Annotated in this window: 20 protein-coding genes; 11 read left to right on the top strand and 9 right to left on the bottom strand. The window is 61.1% G+C overall.

Going from position 1 to position 19,480, the window contains the following annotated elements; translation table 11 throughout:
• Positions 1–42 precede the first annotated feature (42 nt).
• Positions 43–783 carry a CPBP family intramembrane glutamic endopeptidase gene (locus tag KGA89_RS12070; protein ID WP_057449076.1) on the bottom strand — a complete coding sequence of 247 codons (741 nt, stop codon included), beginning with the start codon at positions 781–783 and terminating at the stop codon, positions 43–45.
• Positions 780–1,709 carry a LysR family transcriptional regulator gene (locus tag KGA89_RS12065; protein ID WP_013693682.1) on the bottom strand — a complete coding sequence of 310 codons (930 nt, stop codon included), beginning with the start codon at positions 1,707–1,709 and terminating at the stop codon, positions 780–782. Before KGA89_RS12065 ends, KGA89_RS12070 begins: the two co-directional genes overlap by 4 nt.
• 132 nt (positions 1,710–1,841) lie before the next feature.
• Between KGA89_RS12065 and KGA89_RS12060 the strand changes: the two genes are divergently transcribed.
• Positions 1,842–2,243, top strand: coding sequence for a RidA family protein (locus KGA89_RS12060; RefSeq protein ID WP_223471655.1), 402 nt, complete (start codon positions 1,842–1,844; stop codon positions 2,241–2,243).
• 217 nt (positions 2,244–2,460) lie between these two features.
• Here the strand turns inward: KGA89_RS12060 and KGA89_RS12055 are convergent, their stop codons facing one another.
• The 4 genes from KGA89_RS12055 to KGA89_RS12040 all read right to left on the bottom strand — a co-directional run bounded on the left by KGA89_RS12055 (position 2,461) and on the right by KGA89_RS12040 (position 5,483).
• The gene (locus KGA89_RS12055) at positions 2,461–2,940 is read right to left on the bottom strand and encodes a VOC family protein (RefSeq protein WP_013693684.1); all 480 of its coding nucleotides are present in this window, start codon (positions 2,938–2,940) and stop codon (positions 2,461–2,463) included.
• A 69-nt stretch (positions 2,941–3,009) separates the two neighbouring features.
• The gene (locus KGA89_RS12050; RefSeq protein ID WP_003203225.1) at positions 3,010–4,311 is read right to left on the bottom strand and encodes an Nramp family divalent metal transporter; all 1,302 of its coding nucleotides are present in this window, start codon (positions 4,309–4,311) and stop codon (positions 3,010–3,012) included.
• A gap of 154 nt (positions 4,312–4,465) precedes the next feature.
• On the bottom strand, positions 4,466–4,702 hold the full coding sequence (locus KGA89_RS12045) for a hypothetical protein (protein ID WP_027912012.1): 237 nt from the start codon (positions 4,700–4,702) through the stop codon (positions 4,466–4,468).
• Positions 4,695–5,483, bottom strand: a complete 789-nt coding sequence (locus KGA89_RS12040; protein ID WP_223471654.1) for a VacJ family lipoprotein — start codon at positions 5,481–5,483, stop codon at positions 4,695–4,697. The genes KGA89_RS12045 and KGA89_RS12040 overlap by 8 nt, the downstream gene beginning before the upstream one ends.
• A 395-nt stretch (positions 5,484–5,878) precedes the next feature.
• Here KGA89_RS12040 and KGA89_RS12035 point away from each other — a divergent pair, with 395 nt between their 5' ends.
• The 4 genes from KGA89_RS12035 (at position 5,879) to kefC (ending at position 10,447) form a co-directional block, all read left to right on the top strand.
• Complete coding sequence (locus tag KGA89_RS12035) at positions 5,879–6,589, top strand: response regulator (RefSeq protein ID WP_223471653.1); 711 nt, start codon at positions 5,879–5,881, stop codon at positions 6,587–6,589.
• Positions 6,586–7,920, top strand: coding sequence for an ATP-binding protein (locus KGA89_RS12030; RefSeq protein ID WP_039012408.1), 1,335 nt, complete (start codon positions 6,586–6,588; stop codon positions 7,918–7,920). The genes KGA89_RS12035 and KGA89_RS12030 overlap by 4 nt, the downstream gene beginning before the upstream one ends.
• Before the next feature lie 177 nt (positions 7,921–8,097).
• Positions 8,098–8,619, top strand: a complete 522-nt coding sequence (gene kefF / locus KGA89_RS12025) for a glutathione-regulated potassium-efflux system oxidoreductase KefF (protein WP_039012409.1) — start codon at positions 8,098–8,100, stop codon at positions 8,617–8,619.
• A 1-nt stretch (position 8,620) separates the two neighbouring features.
• Positions 8,621–10,447, top strand: coding sequence for a glutathione-regulated potassium-efflux system protein KefC (gene kefC, locus KGA89_RS12020; protein ID WP_223471652.1), 1,827 nt, complete (start codon positions 8,621–8,623; stop codon positions 10,445–10,447).
• A gap of 70 nt (positions 10,448–10,517) precedes the next feature.
• Here the strand turns inward: kefC and KGA89_RS12015 are convergent, their stop codons facing one another.
• The gene (locus KGA89_RS12015) at positions 10,518–11,390 is read right to left on the bottom strand and encodes an aldo/keto reductase family oxidoreductase (RefSeq protein ID WP_223471651.1); all 873 of its coding nucleotides are present in this window, start codon (positions 11,388–11,390) and stop codon (positions 10,518–10,520) included.
• A gap of 100 nt (positions 11,391–11,490) precedes the next feature.
• Here KGA89_RS12015 and KGA89_RS12010 point away from each other — a divergent pair, with 100 nt between their 5' ends.
• The 5 genes from KGA89_RS12010 to KGA89_RS11990 all read left to right on the top strand — a co-directional run bounded on the left by KGA89_RS12010 (position 11,491) and on the right by KGA89_RS11990 (position 16,827).
• Positions 11,491–12,444 (top strand): LysR family transcriptional regulator, encoded by a 954-nt coding sequence (locus KGA89_RS12010; protein WP_223471650.1) that lies wholly within the window; start codon positions 11,491–11,493, stop codon positions 12,442–12,444.
• A 289-nt stretch (positions 12,445–12,733) separates the two neighbouring features.
• Positions 12,734–13,417 (top strand): SOS response-associated peptidase family protein, encoded by a 684-nt coding sequence (locus KGA89_RS12005; protein WP_223471649.1) that lies wholly within the window; start codon positions 12,734–12,736, stop codon positions 13,415–13,417.
• 17 nt (positions 13,418–13,434) lie between these two features.
• Positions 13,435–14,313: an NmrA family NAD(P)-binding protein gene (locus KGA89_RS12000; protein ID WP_223471648.1), complete on the top strand. Its 879-nt coding sequence runs from the start codon at positions 13,435–13,437 to the stop codon at positions 14,311–14,313.
• Between the two features lie 73 nt (positions 14,314–14,386).
• Positions 14,387–14,767 (top strand): RidA family protein, encoded by a 381-nt coding sequence (locus KGA89_RS11995; RefSeq protein ID WP_013693688.1) that lies wholly within the window; start codon positions 14,387–14,389, stop codon positions 14,765–14,767.
• A 296-nt stretch (positions 14,768–15,063) separates the two neighbouring features.
• Positions 15,064–16,827, top strand: coding sequence for an L-lactate permease (locus KGA89_RS11990; protein ID WP_003203255.1), 1,764 nt, complete (start codon positions 15,064–15,066; stop codon positions 16,825–16,827).
• Between the two features lie 54 nt (positions 16,828–16,881).
• Here KGA89_RS11990 and KGA89_RS11985 read toward each other — a convergent pair whose 3' ends face one another.
• Positions 16,882–17,217, bottom strand: coding sequence for a hypothetical protein (locus tag KGA89_RS11985; protein ID WP_003203257.1), 336 nt, complete (start codon positions 17,215–17,217; stop codon positions 16,882–16,884).
• Between the two features lie 246 nt (positions 17,218–17,463).
• Between KGA89_RS11985 and KGA89_RS11980 the strand changes: the two genes are divergently transcribed.
• Positions 17,464–18,120, top strand: a complete 657-nt coding sequence (locus KGA89_RS11980; protein WP_027912009.1) for a polysaccharide lyase family 7 protein — start codon at positions 17,464–17,466, stop codon at positions 18,118–18,120.
• Between the two features lie 24 nt (positions 18,121–18,144).
• On the opposite strand, the gene KGA89_RS11975 is transcribed toward KGA89_RS11980, so the two are convergent.
• A complete protein-coding gene (locus KGA89_RS11975) occupies positions 18,145–19,377 on the bottom strand; it encodes a nucleoside permease (protein ID WP_013693690.1) in 1,233 nt (410 codons plus the stop codon).
• Between the last annotated feature and the right edge of the window lie 103 nt (positions 19,378–19,480).

Below are 19,480 nucleotides of genomic sequence, written 5' to 3'. Positions count from 1 at the left end.
GTTTTTCAGGTCGTCCCTTTGATTAATCATGACTGGTTTAACTCACTGATTACCCACCATCGGCACCGCAATCAGCAATATCGCCGTCCCATGAGTAGCGGTCGATGCAACGACGCCGTAGCGCATGCGAATGAGCCCGCAGGCCAGGCCTTCAATCAACGTAAAAAGCAAAACCGGCCAACCGAGTTGGGTGACGCTCAAGGCGAGAAAGGCATGCAGCGCGGAAAACGCCAGGGCACTGATCAGCGCCGCGCGCAGGGCGCTGACGTGCAGCTCGAGGTAGCCCTGCAAGAAGCCACGAAACAGCACCTCTTCCAGCGCGTTGGCGCCATAGGCCAGCACCGCCATGCCGAGCAGCCAGGCCCCATAACCCGGAATCGCCGTTTCAGCCCCTTGATAAAGCCGCAGCGGCAAACCGATCAGGCAACCCACGGCGATGCCCAAGACCAGGCCAGCCAGTCGATTGCCTTTGAATAGAACCACCAGTTGCCACAAGTCCGGCAACAGGCGCGCGCTCAACGCGACCAACAGCAGCGACGAAACGCCCAACATCGCCAGCACAAACGGGTTGGCCAGAAAACCAATCTGCAGATCGCCATTCAGGGACCACATGCCCAAGGGCGTCATCGCATCGCGCATCAACACGAATGCCAATAGCAAAATCACGATGCGCAACGCTGTCTGGGTCTTGGGCGTCAACGCGAACCAGAGGCCGAAGAGCGCCAGGCCCGGCAGCAGATACAGGGTGTAGTCCAGCAGTACAACGAGTCCTTCGGCGATCATTGCGCCCTTCCCTTGGCGTCAACCGGCGCATGTTGCGCCATCAATTCCACGACCCATTCGATGAACACCCGCAACTTGGCGCTGATGTGCCGGTTCGGTGGATAGGCCAGATACAGCGGCATCGGCTCGAGGTGCCAGTCTTCGAACAGCGGCACCAACCCGCCCTGCGCTTCATGAGGCCCGGACATGTACTTGGGCAGCCAGAGCACACCCAGCCCTGCCAAACCGGCCGCGAGGTAAGCGTTGCCGTCGTCGATGGCCAGCGCGTAGCGCCCTTTGACGTGAAGCAGCTCACCGTCACGACGCATGGCGTAGGGCAAGGATTTGCCGGTGCGTGCCCACAGGAAACCCACGGTGCGGTGGTGCGAATCTTCCAGTTCGCGCGGATGCGCGGGCATGCCGAACCGTGCCAGGTAACTCGGCGCGGCAAAGACACCAAGGGCAAGGTCGCCGACACGCCGGGCGATCAGCGACTGATCCCTCAACTCACCACCGCGCACCACGCAATCGACATTCTCATCGAGCATATCGACGATGCGATCGCTGACGCCCATGTCGATCTGGATGTCCGGGTATCGCCCGTAGAACGTTGGCAAGGCCGGTATCAGGATCATCGCCGCCAGCGGGCTCGGCACGTCCACCCGCAGTCGCCCGCGAGGTAACGCCTGGGCGCCGGAAACGCTGGTCTCGGCATCGTCCATGTCGGCCAGCAGCCGGATCACCCGCTCGTAATAGACCGCGCCATCGGCGGTGACGTTGACCTTGCGCGTGGTGCGGTTGAGCAACTTGACCCGCAACCGTGCCTCGAGCTGCTGCACCAATTGGGTCACGGTGGTCTTGCTCATGTGCAGGGTTTCAGCCGCCTTGGTGAAGCTGCCCGCCTCCACGACTCGAACGAACGCTTGCATCGCATCAAAACGATCCATTTGTGCCTCGGGTGTCGATCCGATTGTTTGGTTTCTACAAACAGTGATCGCCAAGGTTGCTCGTTTATCGCCTGGACACAAGCCCCTAGAGTGAGTTCATCGTTTGGAACCCACTCTTTGATGGAGGTATTCATGACACAGCGCTACGTGGTTTTCCCGCCTGGACGCCAGGCACTCTATGAGCGTAATCGCTATTCGCCGGCGATTCGGTCCAATGGTTTTCTGTTCGTCTCGGGACAGGTTGGTAGCACCGAAGAAGGTTCGCCGGAGCCCGACCTGGAAGCTCAGGTTCGGCTGGCGTTCAACAACCTGAAGGCGATACTCGCCGCGGCCGATTGCAGCTTTGACGATGTGGTGGACGTCACGGTCTTCATGGTCGACCCCGAATCAACCTTCGAGCGGGTCTGGAGCGTCGTGCCCGAGTTCTGGGGCAGCGCGCCGCATCCGACGCTGACGGCGGTGGGCGTGACGTGGCTGTATGGGTTTCAGTTCGAGATCAAGGTTATTGCCAGGTTGCCTGAAACCACTCTATAGGTCCGCTGCATCAAGATGGCTGTACCGGCGCCATCGCGAGCAGGCTCGCTCCCACAGGGGGATCTGTGCTGGTCGAAAAATAGAAGTCACCACCCACCAATGTGGGAGCGAGCTTGCTCGCGATAGCGGTGGGTCAGTTTGCATCAATGTTGGCTGTGCCGGCGCTATCGCGAGCAAGCTCGCTCCCACAGGGGGAATGATGGTGGTGATTCGTCGGCTAGCCTTTCACCGCGGCTTCAATCGCGGCAATGTCGATTTTGGTCATCGTCATCATGGCCTCGAAGGCACGCTTGGCGACCGCTTTATCGGAACTGGTGACCGCGTCAACCAACACGCGAGGGCTGATCTGCCACGACAGCCCCCACTTGTCCTTGCACCAGCCGCAGGCGCTCGCCTGGCCGCCGTTGTCGATGATCGCGTTCCACAAGCGGTCCGTTTCGGCCTGGTCATCGGTTGCGATCTGAAATGAAAAAGCCTCGTTGTGCTTGAACGTCGGCCCGCCGTTGAGGCCGATGCAAGGGATGCCGATCACCGTGAAATCCACGGTGATCACATCGCCTTGCTTGCCCGACGGATAATCGCCCGGGGCAAGATGGATAGCGTTCACCGCACTGTCGGGAAACGTCTTGGCGTAGAACTCCGCAGCTTCCTGTGCGGTACCGTCGTACCAGAGGCATATCCTGTTTTTATTGTTCATGCCGGCTCTCCGAATGGGACTGGACGATAAAGTCTAGCAGTCCCCCCGAAAGTTGCAGGTTACCGGGCCTCAGGTGAACAGATCGACGCCCAACTGAAACGCAACCCACAACGCCAGGCCGGTGGCAAACACCAGCGCAATATTCTCGAACAGGTTGTTGCGGTATTCCTTGCCCAGCAGGGACTTCTGGTTGGACATGATCAGCAGGCCCAGGGAAATCACCGGCAAGCCGATGATGTTCAGCGCGTTGACGCCGATGGTCAGCGTGACGAAGTCCGGCATGCCGGGGAGCGACCAGATCAGTGGCGTCACGAGAATGAACAGCATGAACCATTTGTGCATCGGGTCACGGTGGAACTCTTTGCCGTAACGTTCCCGGCGCTCGGGCCGTACGTGCTGGAAGGCGTCGGTGATGAGCATCGGGAACGCCGTGGTCTTGCCGGAGATGCTGGCGAACAGCGTGGCAAACACACCGATAAAGAACACGTACCAACCGATCGAACCGAAGAACATTTCCAGGGCCTTGCCCAAATCGCCCAGGGTATTGACCTCGATGCCGTTGGGCCGCAGGATTTCCGCGCCGACGATCCAGATGGCCAGGTTGATGATGATCCCGACAAACACCGCAAACAGCAGGTCGTTACGCTGGATACGCTTGTGTTCAGGCCCTACCCAGCCCTTCTGGCGCATGACATACGGATGAACGAAGTTGGCGATCGAACCGGCCACCGCACCGATCACCGAGACGGCTACCAGCAACGCGCCGTGAACCCCTTCATCGGGCGGGATACTGAAGCCGATGGTGCCTCTGACGATGCCGGCGACATCCGGGCCGGACATCACCGCCAGGGCCAGGAACGCCAGCGTCATGATCGCCAGCAGCCCTTTCATCACGCCTTCGATCATCGAATAGATATTACGCCCGACGAGCATCCACACCGCCAACACCACAGCCACCGAACACAGCATTGGATAGTCGATCTTGAGCAACATGGCCAAGGCTTCGCCAGCCCCCTTGATCATGTAGGCGTTCATCAGGTGCCCCATGAGCAACGCATACACCAACAGGAACCAGGCGAAAAACGGATTGAGCTGGGCATAACCTTGCAGGATGGTCATGCCCTGGTTATTGCAGAGCTGGAAGCGCGCGATGATGTTGACGATCAGGTAACGCAGCAGCAGAGAGACCGCCAGTACCCACATCATCGCGTAGCCATAATTCGCGCCGGCCACGGATGAAGTGATCAAGTCGCCGGCGCCCAGCCAGGAAAGGACCGCAATGATGCCGGGACCGAGAAGCTTGAGCAGGCGAACGAAACGGCCTTGCGTGGACGCCGCAGCCTGGCCTTCAGCGGAAGGAATGCTCGTCATGGATGGAATCTCCGTTTATTTTTTTTGTGAGAAACGGCCACAGTCGAACATATTAGATACGACGTCGTACAACCATTATTAATGCGTAATTATGTAGAAATGTTTCATGGCATCCGCTCCCAAGATACCGTTGTATTCCAGGAGCAAATTGCCACTAACCCCTCACCTGCTCGCCGTTATCGACCATCCAGCGCACCATCCTCGCCAACGGCACCCGATGCTGCTGGATGGCGCACCAACTGACGTGTTCATGGCGATACATCTCGACATATCGGTTGAGCAGCACGTGGCGACCATCCTCGGCCAACCGCAGTTCAACCTCACGGCAATGCAGCACATCCGGATCGAGCGCGCGCATTCGCCGATGCAGGACCAACGCCTGGTTATTCATCTGCAGCGGCTCCGTCCTGGCATTGCGGGTCTTCCTGCACCACCGCTCCCAACTTGCCTTGGGCGACAAGATCGGCACGCCGCTGCGCCGTTGCATCACGAAGCGCCGCGTAGTAATCCGGTTCGGTCTGCAACTGGTCGGTTAGCGGCAATGCCTCGGCGCGGCCATCGACAACACCGCCGACGGTGTTGATCGTACCCAGGGTATCGACGGTGCTGCTGTTGCCGCCAAACGGGTCGACGGCAAAACTCAGCACTTTGCCCGTCGCGTCTCTCAGGTTGGCGCTGCCCAGCAACGGCAGTTCCACGATCGGTCCGGGGGCGACGTTCCAGACGCCGAAGGTCTGGCCGAAATCGGCCTTGTGGCGCTCGATGCCCAGCTTGCCCGACACATCGATCAGCCCGACGATGCCCGCGGTGGTGTTGATGACGAACCGCCCCAGTGTGTTGACCGAGCGTTGTGCATTGCCTTGCAGCAAGTCGTTGATGAACACCTTGGGCTCACCGAAGTTCTCCACGAAGTTGTGGACGCCGGCCTGGAACATCTCCGGCAGCTTGAGATAACCACGGGCAACCGGGGCCAGCGCATAGTCATCCACGGTCCGATTGAACACGAAGATGCCGCGGTTGACCGGTTCTGCGGGATCGTGAACGGTATAGGCCGCGCGTTCACAGGAGCCTGGTTTTGCAGCTGGTGTGCTGGAGCAACCGCTGGCGAGTGCCGTCAATACAACCACAACGGTGGATCGAACAAACAACGGAGCGGGTCTGGTGATCGGCATACAGGGTGATCTCGGCGAGAAATGGGATGCTGCCGATCAGCTAAGAAACGGTGCCGGACACAGCTCTTGTGAAGAGGAGGATGTTTGCTGTGGGAGCAAGGCTTGCCCGCGATGAAGGCGACGCGGACTTTCAGATATCGAGGCGCCTGTTTCGCGAGCAAGCTTTGCTCCCACAGCGGGGGCGACGTTTCGCTAAATCCCCTCGCCACAAGTTTTGTGTAGGACTGACTATTTTTTAACTGACTGACATCGAGGCCATCCTGCCGCTGTTTTTTTACCTGGAGATTTCCAGAATATTGCCCGCCGGCAACTTTATTGCCGGATTGAAATATATGACGCAGGCCCTGGATTGACCCTAGTATCGCCTCCTGTATTCATTACCCTGCGTGCCCACCGTGAGCCATTTATTACTGGTGGACGATGACCTCGAAGTCCTCGCCCTCTTGCGCAAGTTCCTCGAACAACATGGCTACAGCGTGGATGTGGCCGCCGACGGCACCGCCTTGTGGCAGGCGGTGGAACGGCGGGTGCCGGACCTCATCATCCTCGACGTCATGCTGCCGGGCGACAACGGCCTGGTGCTCTGCCAACGATTGCGGGCCGAGCACACGGTCGGCATCATCATGCTCACCGCCATGGGCGAATTGAGTGACCGCGTCGTCGGCCTGGAGCTGGGGGCGGACGATTACCTGACCAAGCCGTTCGACGCCCGCGAGCTGTTGGCCCGGGTGCGTGCCGTGCTGCGGCGCACCGGTGAAGCCAGGGACACGCTGAACGACTCCTCCCGGCCAATCCTGGAGTTCGAAAACTGGCAACTGGACGTCACCCGGCGCGAACTGCGTTCACCGGACAAGGTCATGATCCCGCTGTCCACCGGGGAGTTCGAACTGCTGCTGGTGTTTGCCGAACACCCGCGCCGGGTGCTGACCCGCCAGCAGTTGCTGGACCTGGCGCGCGGCGAAACCTTCGATGCGTTTGACCGCAGCATCGATGTCCAGGTCAGTCGATTGCGGCGCAAGTTGGAGACCGATCTCAGCGGCGTATCGATGATCCGTACCGTGCGCAACAGCGGCTACCTCTTCAGCCCCCACGTGGTGAAGCGATGAAATACACTCGACAGCCAAGGGATACGCTGGCGCGGTGGATCGCCCTGACCACCCTGGTCGCCATGCTGACATTGCTGGCCCTTAACGCGTTGTTCAGCCAACTGGCTGATGCCTGGGCCCGCCCGCCCCTGATGGAAACCGGCCTGATTGAAAAGGTCGCCGCCATCACACGCATCATCGACTCGGCAGCGCCCGAACAGCGGCCCACCATTGCCAGGGCGGCCAGTGACCAGAGCTTCAACGCGCAATGGCTCCAACGCCATGAAGATGCCAAGCTGCCAGTGATCGACGACCCCGAATACAACGATGGCGCACTGCGGTTGCGCCAACTGTTGGGCCGGCCCGATGCGAGGATCGAGGGCTATGAGCCAAGCGATTGGCACGCCGGCCAGCCCGGCGCACGCTACGCCGCGATGATCGAATTGACCGACCACTCGTGGGTCGTGTTTTCCCTGCCTGCGCGCAGTTGGGGACTGGAGGAATGGGAGCGCAGCCTGATCATGCTGGCGCTGATCCTGGTGTCGACGATTATCGTCGCGCTGATCGCCACGCGACACCTGGCAGCACCCTTGCAACGCTTTGCCGAAGGCGCCCGGCGCTTCGGCGTCGACCACCAGGCACCACCGATTCCGGTCATCGGCCCCCACGAAATCCGCCAGGCTATCCTCGCCTTCAATGCCATGCAGGCCCAGCTCAAGCACTTTCTGCAAGACCGCACGCAGATGCTCGCCGCCATCTCCCATGACTTGCGCGCACCGTTGACGCGCATGCGCCTGCGCGGGGAATTCATCGAGGATGCCGAGCAGCAATCGCGCTTGTTCAGGGACGTGGACGAAATGCAGGCGATGATCAACTCAGCCCTGGAATTCTTCCGCGACGATGCCCGCCTGGAACATGCCACCGCGTTCGACCTGGCCGAGCTGCTGCACACCATCGTCGATGACCTCAAGGACGCCGGCACCGAGGTCGCATTCGATGACGCCCACCGCTTGGTTTATGTCGGCCGCCCCATCGGCATCAAACGCGCCTTGGTCAACCTGATCGACAACGCAATCAAATATGGCAACGCGCCGACTGTTCGACTCGAGGCCGACGCCAATCGTGTGGACATTTGCATTCTGGATCGCGGACCAGGCATCGCCGCGCAACACCTTGAGCAGGTCTTCACGCCGTTCTTTCGCATCGAAGGCTCTCGCAACAAGCACACCGGCGGCGTCGGGCTGGGCCTGTCGGCGGCCCGGGCGACAGTGCTGGAGCATGGCGGCACGCTGACCCTGAGGAATCGACGCGGCGGCGGGTTGGAGGCCAGGGTCTCGCTGCCGCTTGACTGAAGTGCCCGATGTACCGATCCGCTCTAAACAATCAGCGCCTTCCTCGGTAGGATGTCCGGTTTTCCCGGCCTGGACCCTGTTCCAGGAAGGTGCTCTTGTTTGTATCGCCCGACTCAATGCCATCGTTCGCGCTCACGACAGACAGGAATCGACGGAGCCAAACTAAGGAATTCACCGATGATTCTTATCATTTATGCGCACCCCTACCCCGACAAATCGCGGGTCAACCAGCAGATGCTCAAGCGAGTGTCGACCAACCCGGACGTGATCATACGTTCGCTCTACGAGCTTTACCCCAACTTCGACATCGACGTCGAGGCGGAACAGCGAGCGGTGGAACAAGCAGAGCTTGTCGTCCTCCAGCACCCGATGTACTGGTACAGCACACCGCCCCTGCTGAAACTGTGGATCGATAAGGTATTCACCCACGGCTGGGCCTACGGTAAAGACGCCATCGCCCTCAAAGGCAAGCGCTTGCTGTGGGCCGTTACCACCGGTGGCGATCACGCGCATTTTGCGATCGGCGACTACCCCGATTTTTCGGCGCTGGCCCAACCGCTCCACGCCACGGCCATTTACTGCGGCATGCGCTGGCTGGAGCCGGTGGTCGTGCATGGCGCCTATGCCGCCGACCCCGAGGCCCAACACGCACAAATCGAACACTACGGCGAACGCCTGGCCGCCTGGAAGGAAGATTGAAATGGAGACGCACAGCCTGATTGAAATGCTGATCTACCTGGCCTCGGCGACGCTGATCGTACCGATTGCCGTTCGGTTTGGCCTGGGTCCGGTATTGGGTTACCTGCTGGCCGGGTGCATCATCGGCCCATGGGGGCTGAAGCTGATTACCGACGTAAAGGCCATTCTGGAATTCGCTGAAATCGGCGTGGTGCTGATGCTGTTCATCATCGGCCTTGAGCTCGACCCCAAACGGCTCTGGGCCCTGCGCAAGATGGTGTTTGGTGGTGGCGCCCTGCAGATGCTCGCCTGTGGCGCTGCCATTGGCTTGTTCTGCACGGCCCTTGGCCTGAACTGGACGGCAGCGCTGCTGGTCGGCCTGACCCTGAGCCTCTCCTCCACGGCCATCGCCATGCAGGCGATGAGCGAACGCAACCTGACCGCCACCGCCGTCGGCCGCAGCAGCTTTGCCGTGCTGCTGTTCCAGGACATCGCGGCGATTCCGCTGGTGGCGATGATTCCGCTGTTGTCAGCCCACGGCGACACGCCTTCGGGCACGGCGTTGTTGCTATCGATTGGCAAAATCGTCGCCGCCATCGCCATCGTCGTGCTGTTGGGACGCTACGTGACACGGCCGCTGCTGCGCTTCGCGGCACGCTCAGGCTTGCGCGAGATATTCAGTGCCGTCGCGCTGTTCCTGGTGTTCGGCTTCGGCTTTCTGCTGGAAGAGGCCGGTTTGTCGATGGCCATGGGCGCGTTCCTCGCCGGGGTCCTGCTCGCCAGCTCCGAATACCGCCATGCGCTGGAAAGCGACATTGAGCCGTTCAAAGGCCTGCTGTTGGGCTTGTTCTTCATCGGTGTCGGCATGTCGATCGATTTCGGCACCCTGATCAACACACCGCTGAAGGTCGTCACCCTGACGTTGGGTTTCATTCTGATCAAGCTGCTGGTGATCAAGATGGCGGGCCGGTTCCTCAACGTCCCCGCCGGCCAGCGCTCCTGGCAGGCGGTGTTGCTGGGCCAAGGCAGCGAGTTCGCCTTCGTGGTGTTTGGTGCGGCGACCGTGGCCGGCATCTTGACCGATCAATGGGGCAAGAGCCTGACCCTGGCGGTGGCCTTGTCCATGTGCCTGACGCCCTTGCTGATCGTGTTGCTGGATCGATTCGAGTCCGTTGCCAAGAAAAACAAACGCGAATCCGACCTCGTCGACCAGCAGAATCCACGGGTGATCATCGCCGGGTTCGGCCGTTTCGGGCAGATCGCCGGACGTCTGTTGATGTCTTGCGGCGTCGAGGTGGTGGTATTGGATCACGACCCGGACAACATCGAGACGCTGCGCAAATTCGGCGTGAAAGTCTTTTATGGCGATGCCACGCGCCTCGATCTGCTGCACGCAGCCGGCGCGGCCCAAGCGGTGGTGTTGATCAATGCGATCGACGATCGGGAAGACAACCTGGCACTGACCCGACTGGCCCAGGAGCACTTCCCTGCGTTGCAGTTGATCGTGCGGGCGCGGGACATGGGCCACCTCATCACCCTGCGGCAGATGGGCGTGGAGGCGGCCGAGCGGGAGACCTTCGAGAGCGCGCTGTCATTGGGTCGCAGTGCGCTGGAGCACATGGGCGTCGGGGCTTACGAAGCGCGCGAACGGGCTGACCAGTTCCGACGGCTGAACCTCAAGATGCTGGAGGAAATCGTCGCCCAGCCGGAAGATGACCTCAAGCTCCGCCACGATGCCTACCGGCGCGCCAATGCGCTGCTCACGGACATGTTCAACGAAGACCGTGCCCGCCCCGTCGACAACTGGCAGGAACACCATCGCAACGAAACGGACAAAAGCGATGCCTAGACGCTGATGCTGTTCATCTGAGGTTCATGGCAGGTACTCAGTGAATGGCATTGCAGCTAGACCGCGCCTTTTAGACTGCCCCAACCAACCCGTCCAACTCGGCCAGCATCGGCGCAGGGATCTTCAGTTCACTCGCCGTGAGATTTTCCCGCAGGTGCGCCACCGACGACGTACCGGGAATCAGCAGGATATTCGACGCTCGTTGCAGCAACCACGCCAGGGCCACGCACAGCGGTGATGCCTGCAAGCGCGTCGCCACGCTGGAAAGGGTTTCCGATTGCAGCGGTGTGAAGCCACCCAGGGGGAAGAACGGCACGTAGGCGATGCCCTGCCGGCCCAGGTCAGCGATGAGTTGTTCGTCGTCGCGATGAGTCAGGTTGTAGTGGTTCTGCACACAGATCACCTGGGCAATGCCCTGGGCCTGCTTGACCTGCGCGGCCGTGACGTTGCTCAGGCCCAGGTGACGGATAAGGCCCTGGCGCTGCAGCTCGGCCAATGTCGTGAACGACTCTTCGATGGAGTCTTCGGTGGGCGAATGCAGGTCGCCCCACACCCTGAGGTTGACCACGTCCAATACCTCCACGCCCAGGTTGCGCAGATTGTCGTGGACCGCACGGGTCAACTCGGCTGGGCTGTGGGCCGGGTTCCAGGACGCGTCGGCACCGCGAACAGCGCCGACCTTGGTGACGATGACCAAGTCCTGGGCGTAAGGGTGCAGCGCTTCGCGGATCAGCTGGTTGGTGACATGGGGCCCGTAGAAATCGGCGGTGTCGATGTGGTTGACCCCGCTCGCCACTGCTTCGCGCAGCACGGCGATGGCGGTCGCCGGATCTTTCGGCGGCCCGAAGACCTGGGCCCCCGCCAACTGCATCGCGCCGTAGCCCATGCGTTTGACCGTGCGATCGCCCAGTAAGAAGCTGCCTGCCTTACCTGCAATGTTCATCTCGTCGCCCTCGGATCAATGTGAGTGGGCCGACTATAGGCGTTGACCATTCCCTTGATAATCAGGTGCAATCAGCACGGGTTGTACGGTGGAGAGAACAATGGCGACGGATATTCAAGATTTGCTGGCCTTTGTGGCCGTGGTCAATGCGAAGGGCTTTCGTGAAGGCGCGCGACTGAGCGGCAAGTCTGCCTCAAGCCTCAGCGATGCCGTACGCCGGATGGAAGGCCGGCTCGGTGTACGCCTGCTCAACCGTACCACCCGCAGCGTGGTCCCGACCGAGGCCGGTGCCCGGTTGATGGAACGCATCGTCCCGGCCCTGGGCGAGGTCGAGGCGGCGATAGACGTGGTCAACGACTTTCGCGACCGGCCTTCGGGCACCCTCAGGCTGAACGTGCCGGTCAGCGCGGCCCGGCTGGTGTTGCCGGCGATCATCACGCCGTTCCTGAAAAGCTACCCCGACATCCGCCTGGAAGTGGTCACCGAGGAGAGCTTCGTCGACATGCTCGCGGCCGGCTGTGACGCCGGCATTCGCTACGACGAGCGCCTGGAGCAGGACATGATTGCCATCCCCATCGGCCCACGGTTCCAGCGCTTTGCAACGGCCGCTTCACCGGCCTACCTCGACGCCAGGGGCCGCCCCGAGCATCCGCGGGACCTGCTTGGGCATGCCTGCCTGACGGGCAAGTTTCCCAGCGGCGCCCTGCCCCTGTGGGAATATGAACGTGACGGCGAAACGATGAGCGTCGACCCGAGCGGCCCGTTGATCGTGCGCATCGGCGGCGCGATGGACCTGGCGGTACAGGCTGCGGTGGATGGGCTGGGCATTGTCCATCTGTTCGAGGACTGGTTGCGGCCCTACCTGGACAGCGGCGCCCTCGAGCCGGTACTCGAACCCTGGTGGCAGCGCTTTACCGGGCCATTCCTCTACTACCCCGGCCGCCGCTACCTGCCCTCGCCGCTGAGGGCTTTTGTGGATTTCATCAATGCACAACAGCGTGGGAGCGAGCCTGCTCGCGATGGCGTCAGCACAGCCAACCTCCCCGCAAGCTGATACACCGCTATCGCGAGCAAGCTCGCTCCCACAGGGGTTCGGCTGCGTAGCTAAAAATCCTGCCCCACCACAAATCCATTGTGGGAGCGAGCCTGCTCGCGATGGCGGTCATGCATTCACCCCTTTGCCCGCTCGTCTCCCCGCCGCAAGGATTTTCGAACCAAGCCATTCGCCACGGCTCGGACCTACATGACACCGCTGAAAGCCACGATGACGCGCTTCCACCGTCACGGCCTGAACGGCGGGCACATCGGGAATGCTTTGCGTTTCACTGCCGGGAGTTTTCGTTATGTGTGACAGTCTTGTTCAACACGTTTCTTCAAAAGACTCCCTGGCGTATTTCGCCCAGCGAGACACGCCAGGCAGCCGTTTCGATGCAAGCGTGACGCCCCTGGACCTGCACGTGACAACGCCGCCCAAGGCCCAGGACCGCCAGAGCCTGATCAAGCCAGACATGCAGGTCAGCGCCATTCGTCGTCGCGGTGGGCACCTGGAGTGCATCAAGGTTCGCTGGGGGTGGTCGCCGATCTGGTCGGTCGGAACGATGCCGCCGCTGACCCATCTGCCCTTGCATCTGGTGATGCGCTCCAAGGTCTTCGATCCCATCAAGCACGAGGGCCGCGTACTGGTCGCCGTGGAGGGTTGGTATGAGTCGCAAGCCCCCTCCTCGCCCTCCCAGGCGCAACGCCTCACCTACACCACTTCGCGGCAATCGGCGCCAATCTTCCTGGCCGCCCTGGCCCAGGCCAGCGAGACCCCGTTTGGCTGTGACGGGCTGGCCCTGGTGACGTATGGCGACATCGTCAACCAGCAGCAGCGGGTCCTGGCCTTCAGCGCCGACGATGCGCTCGACTGGCTGGAGCCCGCGCTGGGATGGGAACAGGCACAACAGTTGGCCGCACGCCTGAACAGCGCGCAACCGCACCTTGAAGCGGAAATGACAACCCAGCGTCCGGCCCAGGGCGGACTTTGACTTTGGGAGATAAAGCCATGTACGTGATCATGGGCGCCACAGGCCACGTTGGTTCGGCCACGGCCCGAGCCTTGCTGGCGCCAGGGCATGCCGTGACTATCTTGACCCGCAACGCCACCCACGCCACCGAATGGCACGCCAGGGGCGCTCAAATCGTCGAAGCGGACGCCGAAAACGTCGAGTCGTTGCGCGCCGCCTTTCGGCTCGGGCGCAGGGCGTTCATTCTCAACCCGCCGGCGGCTCCCAGTACCGATACCGATGCGGTGGAACGGCGCACGGTCGCCAACATCCTGGCTGCCCTCGACGGATCGGGCCTTGAGAAAATCGTCGTGCAATCCACCGCCGGCGCCCAGCCTGGCGAGCGTATCGGCGATCTCAGCGTCTTGTGGGAATTGGAAGAAGGGCTGAGCAGCCAGTCGATCCCGGCGGCGATCAATCGCGGGGCTTATTACATGAGCAACTGGGACAGCCTGCTCGATACAGTGCGCGAGACCGGCAAGCTGCCCACGCTGTTTCCAGCCGACCTGGCCTTCCCCATGGTTGCGCCCCGGGACCTGGGCGAAATGGCGGCCGCGCGGTTGCTATCGTCGGTTGATGACATTGGCGTGCGTAACGTGCAGGGACCTCGCCTGTACTCGCCCAACGATGTGGCGCAGGCATTTTCCCAGGCGCTCGGCCGGCCGGTCGAGGTGCACGTGATACCCAGGGACCAATGGGAAAGCACCTTCCAAAGCCTCGGCTTCAGCCTCGCTGCGGCGCAATCCTATGCGCGCATGAGCGCCGTCAGCCTCGACAGCGGCTTCGACGTGGGCGACGACGCCTTGCACGGCACCACGACGCTTGAGGCCTACATCCAGGCGCTGGTGCAAAACAACGGGCTGGGAGCGCACGGATAAAGGAATGCAGGAACGGCGCAGCAATGGACGGTAAACTGCGGCGGTCTTTTTCTTTTCCAGCATGAGGCTTTGCATGAGCAACCCAGACATTACGTTTATTCCAGATCCGGATGCGGACTCCATTTCCTCCGACGTCGCCGGTTTCGGCGGCCTGCTGGTTTCCACGCAAATCCCCACCCACGCCGACGGCAGCCTGGAACTGGGCGACATCACCCGGCAGAGCGAATGCACGCTGCAAGCCCTCAAGACCGCCCTGGAGGGAGCCGGCAGCTCCATGGATCGGGTCCTGCACCTGACCATCTACCTGACCGACATGGCTGACCGCGCCGCTTTCAACGAGGTCTACAAACGCTTCTTCGCCAAACCCTGGCCGGTTCGCGCCGCCGTGGGCGTGGCGGCGCTGGCGGTTGAAGGAATGAAAGTGGAAGTGACAGCGATGGCGGCGAAGGGCTGAGCGAGCCCACTGCCTAGAAGCGGAACGCGGAGCGTGAGGAACGATCTTCCGCAGCTCCCGCAACCTGATCGTTCCCACGCTCCGCGTGGAAATGCATCCCGTGACGCTCTGCGTCACATCCCAGAATCGGAACGCGGAGCGTCCCTGGCGGCATTCCCACGCGGAGCGTGGGAACGATCGACTGGAGTATGCCTGGCTATTCCCTGGACCAATCCCCTCCCCCAATCCCCGCCTATACTTCTTTGCCAATCCCCCCCGGGGCCTGCACTTCCAACAATAAAAAGCAGAGGTGGAACATGGTCTGGCAACAAGTCTACGATCCCTTCGGTAATGCGGTGCTGTCGACGCTCCTGGCGGCGGTTCCCGTGGTGGTGATGCTGGCGTCCCTGGCGTTCTTTCATGTCAAGGCACACCTGGCGGCGTTGATGGCCCTGGCCTCGGCCTTGCTGATCGCGATCTTCGCCTTCGGCATGCCCGCCGGCATGGCCGGTTCGGCGGCACTTTACGGCGCGGCCAACGGGCTGCTGCCCATTGGCTGGATCGTCCTCAACATCATTTTCCTGCACCGGCTGACCACCGAGAATGGCTCGTTCAAGGTCTTGCAGGATTCCCTCGCACGCATTACCGACGACCGACGCCTGCAATTGCTGCTGATCGCGTTTTGCTTCGGTGCGTTCTTCGAAGGCGCGGCGGGTTTCGGCACGCCGGTGGCGGTGACCGGGGCGATCCTGATCGGGCTGGGCTTCTCCCCCTTGGCCGCCTCGGGCCTGGCGCTGATCGCCAACACCGCGCCCGTGGCGTTCGGCGCCCTGGGTACGCCGATCATCACCCTGGCCAAGGTTACCGGGCTGGATGAAATGGAGTTGTCGATGATGGTCGGTCGGCAGTTACCGTTTTTTTCGGTGATCGTGCCGTTCTGGTTGATCTGGGCGTTTGCCGGGTGGCGCAAGATGCTGGAGATCTGGCCGGCGATTCTGGTGGCCGGTGTCAGCTTCGCCATCCCGCAGTTCCTGGTGTCGAACTACCACGGGCCGATGCTGGTGGATGTGATTGCCGCGCTGATTTCCATGGCCTGCCTCACCGGTTTTCTAAAGGTCTGGAAACCGGCCACGGTGCACACGTCCGCAGCGTTGTCGGGACGGGTCGATGATTCGAAAATCGACGCCAGCGAAGATGAAAAACCGCAGGCCAGCGCCACCTTTTCCAGTGATGCGCGACCGGCTGTGCTGCGGGCCTGGATGCCATGGATCATCCTTACAGTCTTCGTGTTCGCCTGGGGCACCCAGAGTTTCAAGAACCTGTTCGATACCCGCCCGGCGCTGGACCCGCAGACCCAATCGGCCAAGCTCGACCCCCAAGGCAAGCCGATGCGTGAGGCCAACCCGATCTTCTCGCCCCTGGTGACCTTCGGCACCATCCACCAGCAGATCGAAAAAGTCCCGCCCGTGGTGCCCCAGCCTAAAACCGAGGAAGCGGTCTACAAGTTCAACTGGTTCACCGCCACCGGCAGCGGCATCTTCCTGGCGGCGATTCTCGGTGGCTTGCTGATGGGCTATTCCATCCCGCAACTGCTGCACCACTACCTGCGAACGCTCTGGGTGGTGCGCTATTCGCTGATTACCATCGTGGCGATGTTGGCCCTGGGGTTTCTCACGCGCTACTCAGGCCTGGACGCGACCATGGGCCTGGCCTTCGCCGCTACGGGCATTTTCTACCCCATGTTCGGCACCTTGCTGGGCTGGCTCGGTGTGGCGCTGACCGGTTCGGACACGGCGTCCAATGTGCTGTTCGGTGGTTTGCAACGGGTGACAGCGGAACAGTTGGGGATCAGCCCGGTGTTGATGGCTGCGGCCAACAGTTCCGGCGGGGTCATGGGCAAGATGGTCGACGCCCAGTCGATCGTGGTCGCCTCCACCGCCACCCGTTGGTACGGTCACGAAGGCGAGATCCTGCGCTACGTGTTTTTCCACTCGGTGGTGCTAGCGATTCTGGTGGGCGGGCTGGTGACGTTGCAGGCGTATGTGGCGCCGTTCAGTCATATGGTGGTGGGAGGACGCTAACAGGAATATTGATCGTTCCCAGGCTCCCGCGTGGGAACGATCAAAACAACGGTGTTACTGAACGTTTTTCAGCTTGACCACATCACCAGACACCGAGGTGGTGTAGCCGGTCAGGACCCAGGCCCAGAACCAGTTTTCCTGGACTTGGGTGTTGATCATGGCGTCGCCGCCCTTGGCCTTGATCGCCGCGTCCTGGGCACGTACGAAACGGTTGTTCTGGCGAATCGGGATCACGCCGAACAGCAGCAGGCCGGTGGCCTTGGCTTCGCTGTGGCCGACAACGGTGTATTGGCTGCTGTCGTATTGCTGGGTTTTCATCGGGGTGCCGGTGCAACCCGCCAGGGCCAGGCCGAACAGTGCGCAGGCGACAACTTTGCTGATGTGATTCATTGAATACTCCATGAGAAAACGCCCGGGATCCGTCTCTCGGGCGGCGCGTACTCTAACCGATCAGCAACAAATTGACATACGATAATCCGCCCTATTCAGCGCCTGGAAGGCTCATCGCAGAGCCATCCGTCAGTTGCGCCTCCAGCGAAGCAGGCCCTCGTCGATAACATGAAAACTGCGCCACGGAAGGCAGTTCTTGCCTTGACGGCCGATAGGTAACGGCCGGTCCCGTTGGAGGGTTTTATCATGATTGACCTGACTGTCTGGAACATTACCCTGCCCGTGCAAACGCCGGCGCAGGTCGTGGCGACCAAAGCCATGCCGACCCTGAAAAACAAGTACTTCGACAACAACGGCCAGCGGATCGTCTTCTGGGCGCCGGTCACTGGCTCCCATACCGGTAAAAGCGAATACCCGCGCTCGGAACTGCGGGAAACCGGCAAAGACGGAAAGCTGCGCAACTGGCGCTACAACAGCGGCACCAACACCCTCAAGGGCGAGCTGTCGGTGAACCAGGTGCCTTCCGAAGGCCGCGTGGTAGTGGCACAGATTCACGCCAAGGACGCGCCGACGCCGTTGTTGAAGCTGGTATATCGCTACGAAAAGGGTACCGGCAATATCGACGTGGAATACCGGATCAAGCCCAAGGACAAGAAGAGCCCGGTGATCTACACCGTGCCCAAGGTGCCGTTGAACAAATCCTTCTCGTACACGCTGCAAATGGACAAGCAAGGCCAGCTCTCGGTGCTGATCGGCAACAGTGGCAAACAGGTGAAGCTGGACAAGTCCTGGCAAGGCTACGACTTCTATTTCAAGGCCGGCGTCTACACCTTGGACAACAAAGGCTATTCCAACGAAGGCGGAAAAGTGACCTACACCAAACTGGACGTCAGCCACAAATGACTGACGCCCAGCCCTGCTTGTGCTTCAGGCCTTTGATGGCGCGCTAACCGCCTGCCGGCCGCTGAAGGAAAACAGGAAACAGGCGAACACCAGCAACGCGAAACCGGCCGGGAACAGCCAGATGCTTTTCCAATCGTGGCCGCCCTCCAGGACAAAGTGATCGGTCACCTGCCCCGCGACCCAGAAGCCGATCAGCATCCCCACACCATAGGTCGCCAGGGTAATCAGGCCCTGGGCCGAACTGCGCAAATGCTTCGGCGCCTTGGCATCGGTGTAGATCTGCCCCGAGACAAAAAAGAAGTCATAACAGATGCCGTGCAGGGCAATGCCGGTGAACAGCATGAACGCCAGGTCGCCGTTATTGCCGTAGGCGAACAACAGGTAGCGCAGCGCCCACGCCAACATGCCCACCAACAGCGCCAGCTTGATGCCGAAGCGTTGGATGAACAGCGGCAACAGCAACATGAACAACACTTCCGAGACCTGCCCGATGGCCATCTTCGCCGTCGGGTTGGTCATGCCGGTTTCGGCCAGGAACGGGTTGGCATTCTGGTAATAAAAGGCCAAGGGAATGCAGATCAGGATCGAGGCGATGAAGAACACCAGGTAGCTGCGGTCCTTCAACAGACCCAATGCATCCAAGCCCAACAACTGCTTGATGCCGCCACCGCTCGCCTGCTCTTGGAACGGCGCCGTGGCCGGCAGCGTGAAACTGTAGAGCCCCAGGACCAGGGAAGCGATGGCCGCCATCAGGAAGGTATTGCGCAAACCGCCTGCAGAGATCGCTTCACGCGAATCCCAGGCGAACACAAAACTGATCACCACGCCCGCGACGATCCAGCCAATCGTGCCCCACACCCGGATGCGCGAGAACTCCAGCGCCGGGTCGCGCATTTGCCGGAACGCCACGGAATTGACCAGGGCCAGCGTCGGCATGTAGACCACCATGTACGCCAGCACATACGGGTAGAACACGCTGAAGTCCGCCGCCGAATACAGCTGATACAGCAACGCCGCGCCCAGCAGGTGCAACACCGCCAGGATCCGTTCGGCATTGAAGTAGCGGTCGGCGATCAGGCCGATGACAAACGGCGCAATGATCGCCCCCCACGACTGAGTGGAAAACGCCATGCCGATCTGCCCGCCGCTGGCGCCCAGCGTGCTGGAGAGAAAAGTCCCCAGGGTGACGAACCAGCCCCCCCAGATAAAGAACTGCAGGAACATCATCACGCTGAGGCGTGCGTTCATCGTGGTCATGACAGTCACCGTTTTATTGTTGTTCTTGTGAAGAAAGAAAAAACGCACCGCTTTTGTTGCAAAGGGATTTACCTCCACTGTGGGAGCAAGGCTTGCCCGCGAT

It is taken from the genome of Pseudomonas sp. A-RE-22 (genome assembly GCF_019956035.1).
GTDB classification, from domain to species: Bacteria; Pseudomonadota; Gammaproteobacteria; order Pseudomonadales; family Pseudomonadaceae; genus Aquipseudomonas; species Aquipseudomonas brassicacearum.
Note: the sequence above shows the minus strand (reverse complement) of the source record. Positions and strands in the feature narration are given on the sequence as shown.

Coding starts and splice junctions, on each gene's coding strand:
- KGA89_RS12000 (WP_223471648.1), top strand. CDS start 13,435: ATGTACGTGATCATGGGCGCCACAGGCCACGTTGGTTCGGCCACGGCC.
- kefC (WP_223471652.1), top strand. CDS start 8,621: ATGGAGACGCACAGCCTGATTGAAATGCTGATCTACCTGGCCTCGGCG.
- KGA89_RS12045 (WP_027912012.1), bottom strand. CDS start 4,702: ATGAATAACCAGGCGTTGGTCCTGCATCGGCGAATGCGCGCGCTCGAT.
- KGA89_RS11980 (WP_027912009.1), top strand. CDS start 17,464: ATGATTGACCTGACTGTCTGGAACATTACCCTGCCCGTGCAAACGCCG.
- kefF (WP_039012409.1), top strand. CDS start 8,098: ATGATTCTTATCATTTATGCGCACCCCTACCCCGACAAATCGCGGGTC.
- KGA89_RS11995 (WP_013693688.1), top strand. CDS start 14,387: ATGAGCAACCCAGACATTACGTTTATTCCAGATCCGGATGCGGACTCC.
- KGA89_RS12010 (WP_223471650.1), top strand. CDS start 11,491: ATGGCGACGGATATTCAAGATTTGCTGGCCTTTGTGGCCGTGGTCAAT.
- KGA89_RS12040 (WP_223471654.1), bottom strand. CDS start 5,483: ATGCCGATCACCAGACCCGCTCCGTTGTTTGTTCGATCCACCGTTGTG.
- KGA89_RS12050 (WP_003203225.1), bottom strand. CDS start 4,311: ATGACGAGCATTCCTTCCGCTGAAGGCCAGGCTGCGGCGTCCACGCAA.
- KGA89_RS12005 (WP_223471649.1), top strand. CDS start 12,734: ATGTGTGACAGTCTTGTTCAACACGTTTCTTCAAAAGACTCCCTGGCG.
- KGA89_RS12070 (WP_057449076.1), bottom strand. CDS start 783: ATGATCGCCGAAGGACTCGTTGTACTGCTGGACTACACCCTGTATCTG.
- KGA89_RS11975 (WP_013693690.1), bottom strand. CDS start 19,377: ATGACCACGATGAACGCACGCCTCAGCGTGATGATGTTCCTGCAGTTC.
- KGA89_RS12065 (WP_013693682.1), bottom strand. CDS start 1,709: ATGGATCGTTTTGATGCGATGCAAGCGTTCGTTCGAGTCGTGGAGGCG.
- KGA89_RS11990 (WP_003203255.1), top strand. CDS start 15,064: ATGGTCTGGCAACAAGTCTACGATCCCTTCGGTAATGCGGTGCTGTCG.
- KGA89_RS11985 (WP_003203257.1), bottom strand. CDS start 17,217: ATGAATCACATCAGCAAAGTTGTCGCCTGCGCACTGTTCGGCCTGGCC.
- KGA89_RS12055 (WP_013693684.1), bottom strand. CDS start 2,940: ATGAACAATAAAAACAGGATATGCCTCTGGTACGACGGTACCGCACAG.
- KGA89_RS12030 (WP_039012408.1), top strand. CDS start 6,586: ATGAAATACACTCGACAGCCAAGGGATACGCTGGCGCGGTGGATCGCC.
- KGA89_RS12015 (WP_223471651.1), bottom strand. CDS start 11,390: ATGAACATTGCAGGTAAGGCAGGCAGCTTCTTACTGGGCGATCGCACG.
- KGA89_RS12060 (WP_223471655.1), top strand. CDS start 1,842: ATGACACAGCGCTACGTGGTTTTCCCGCCTGGACGCCAGGCACTCTAT.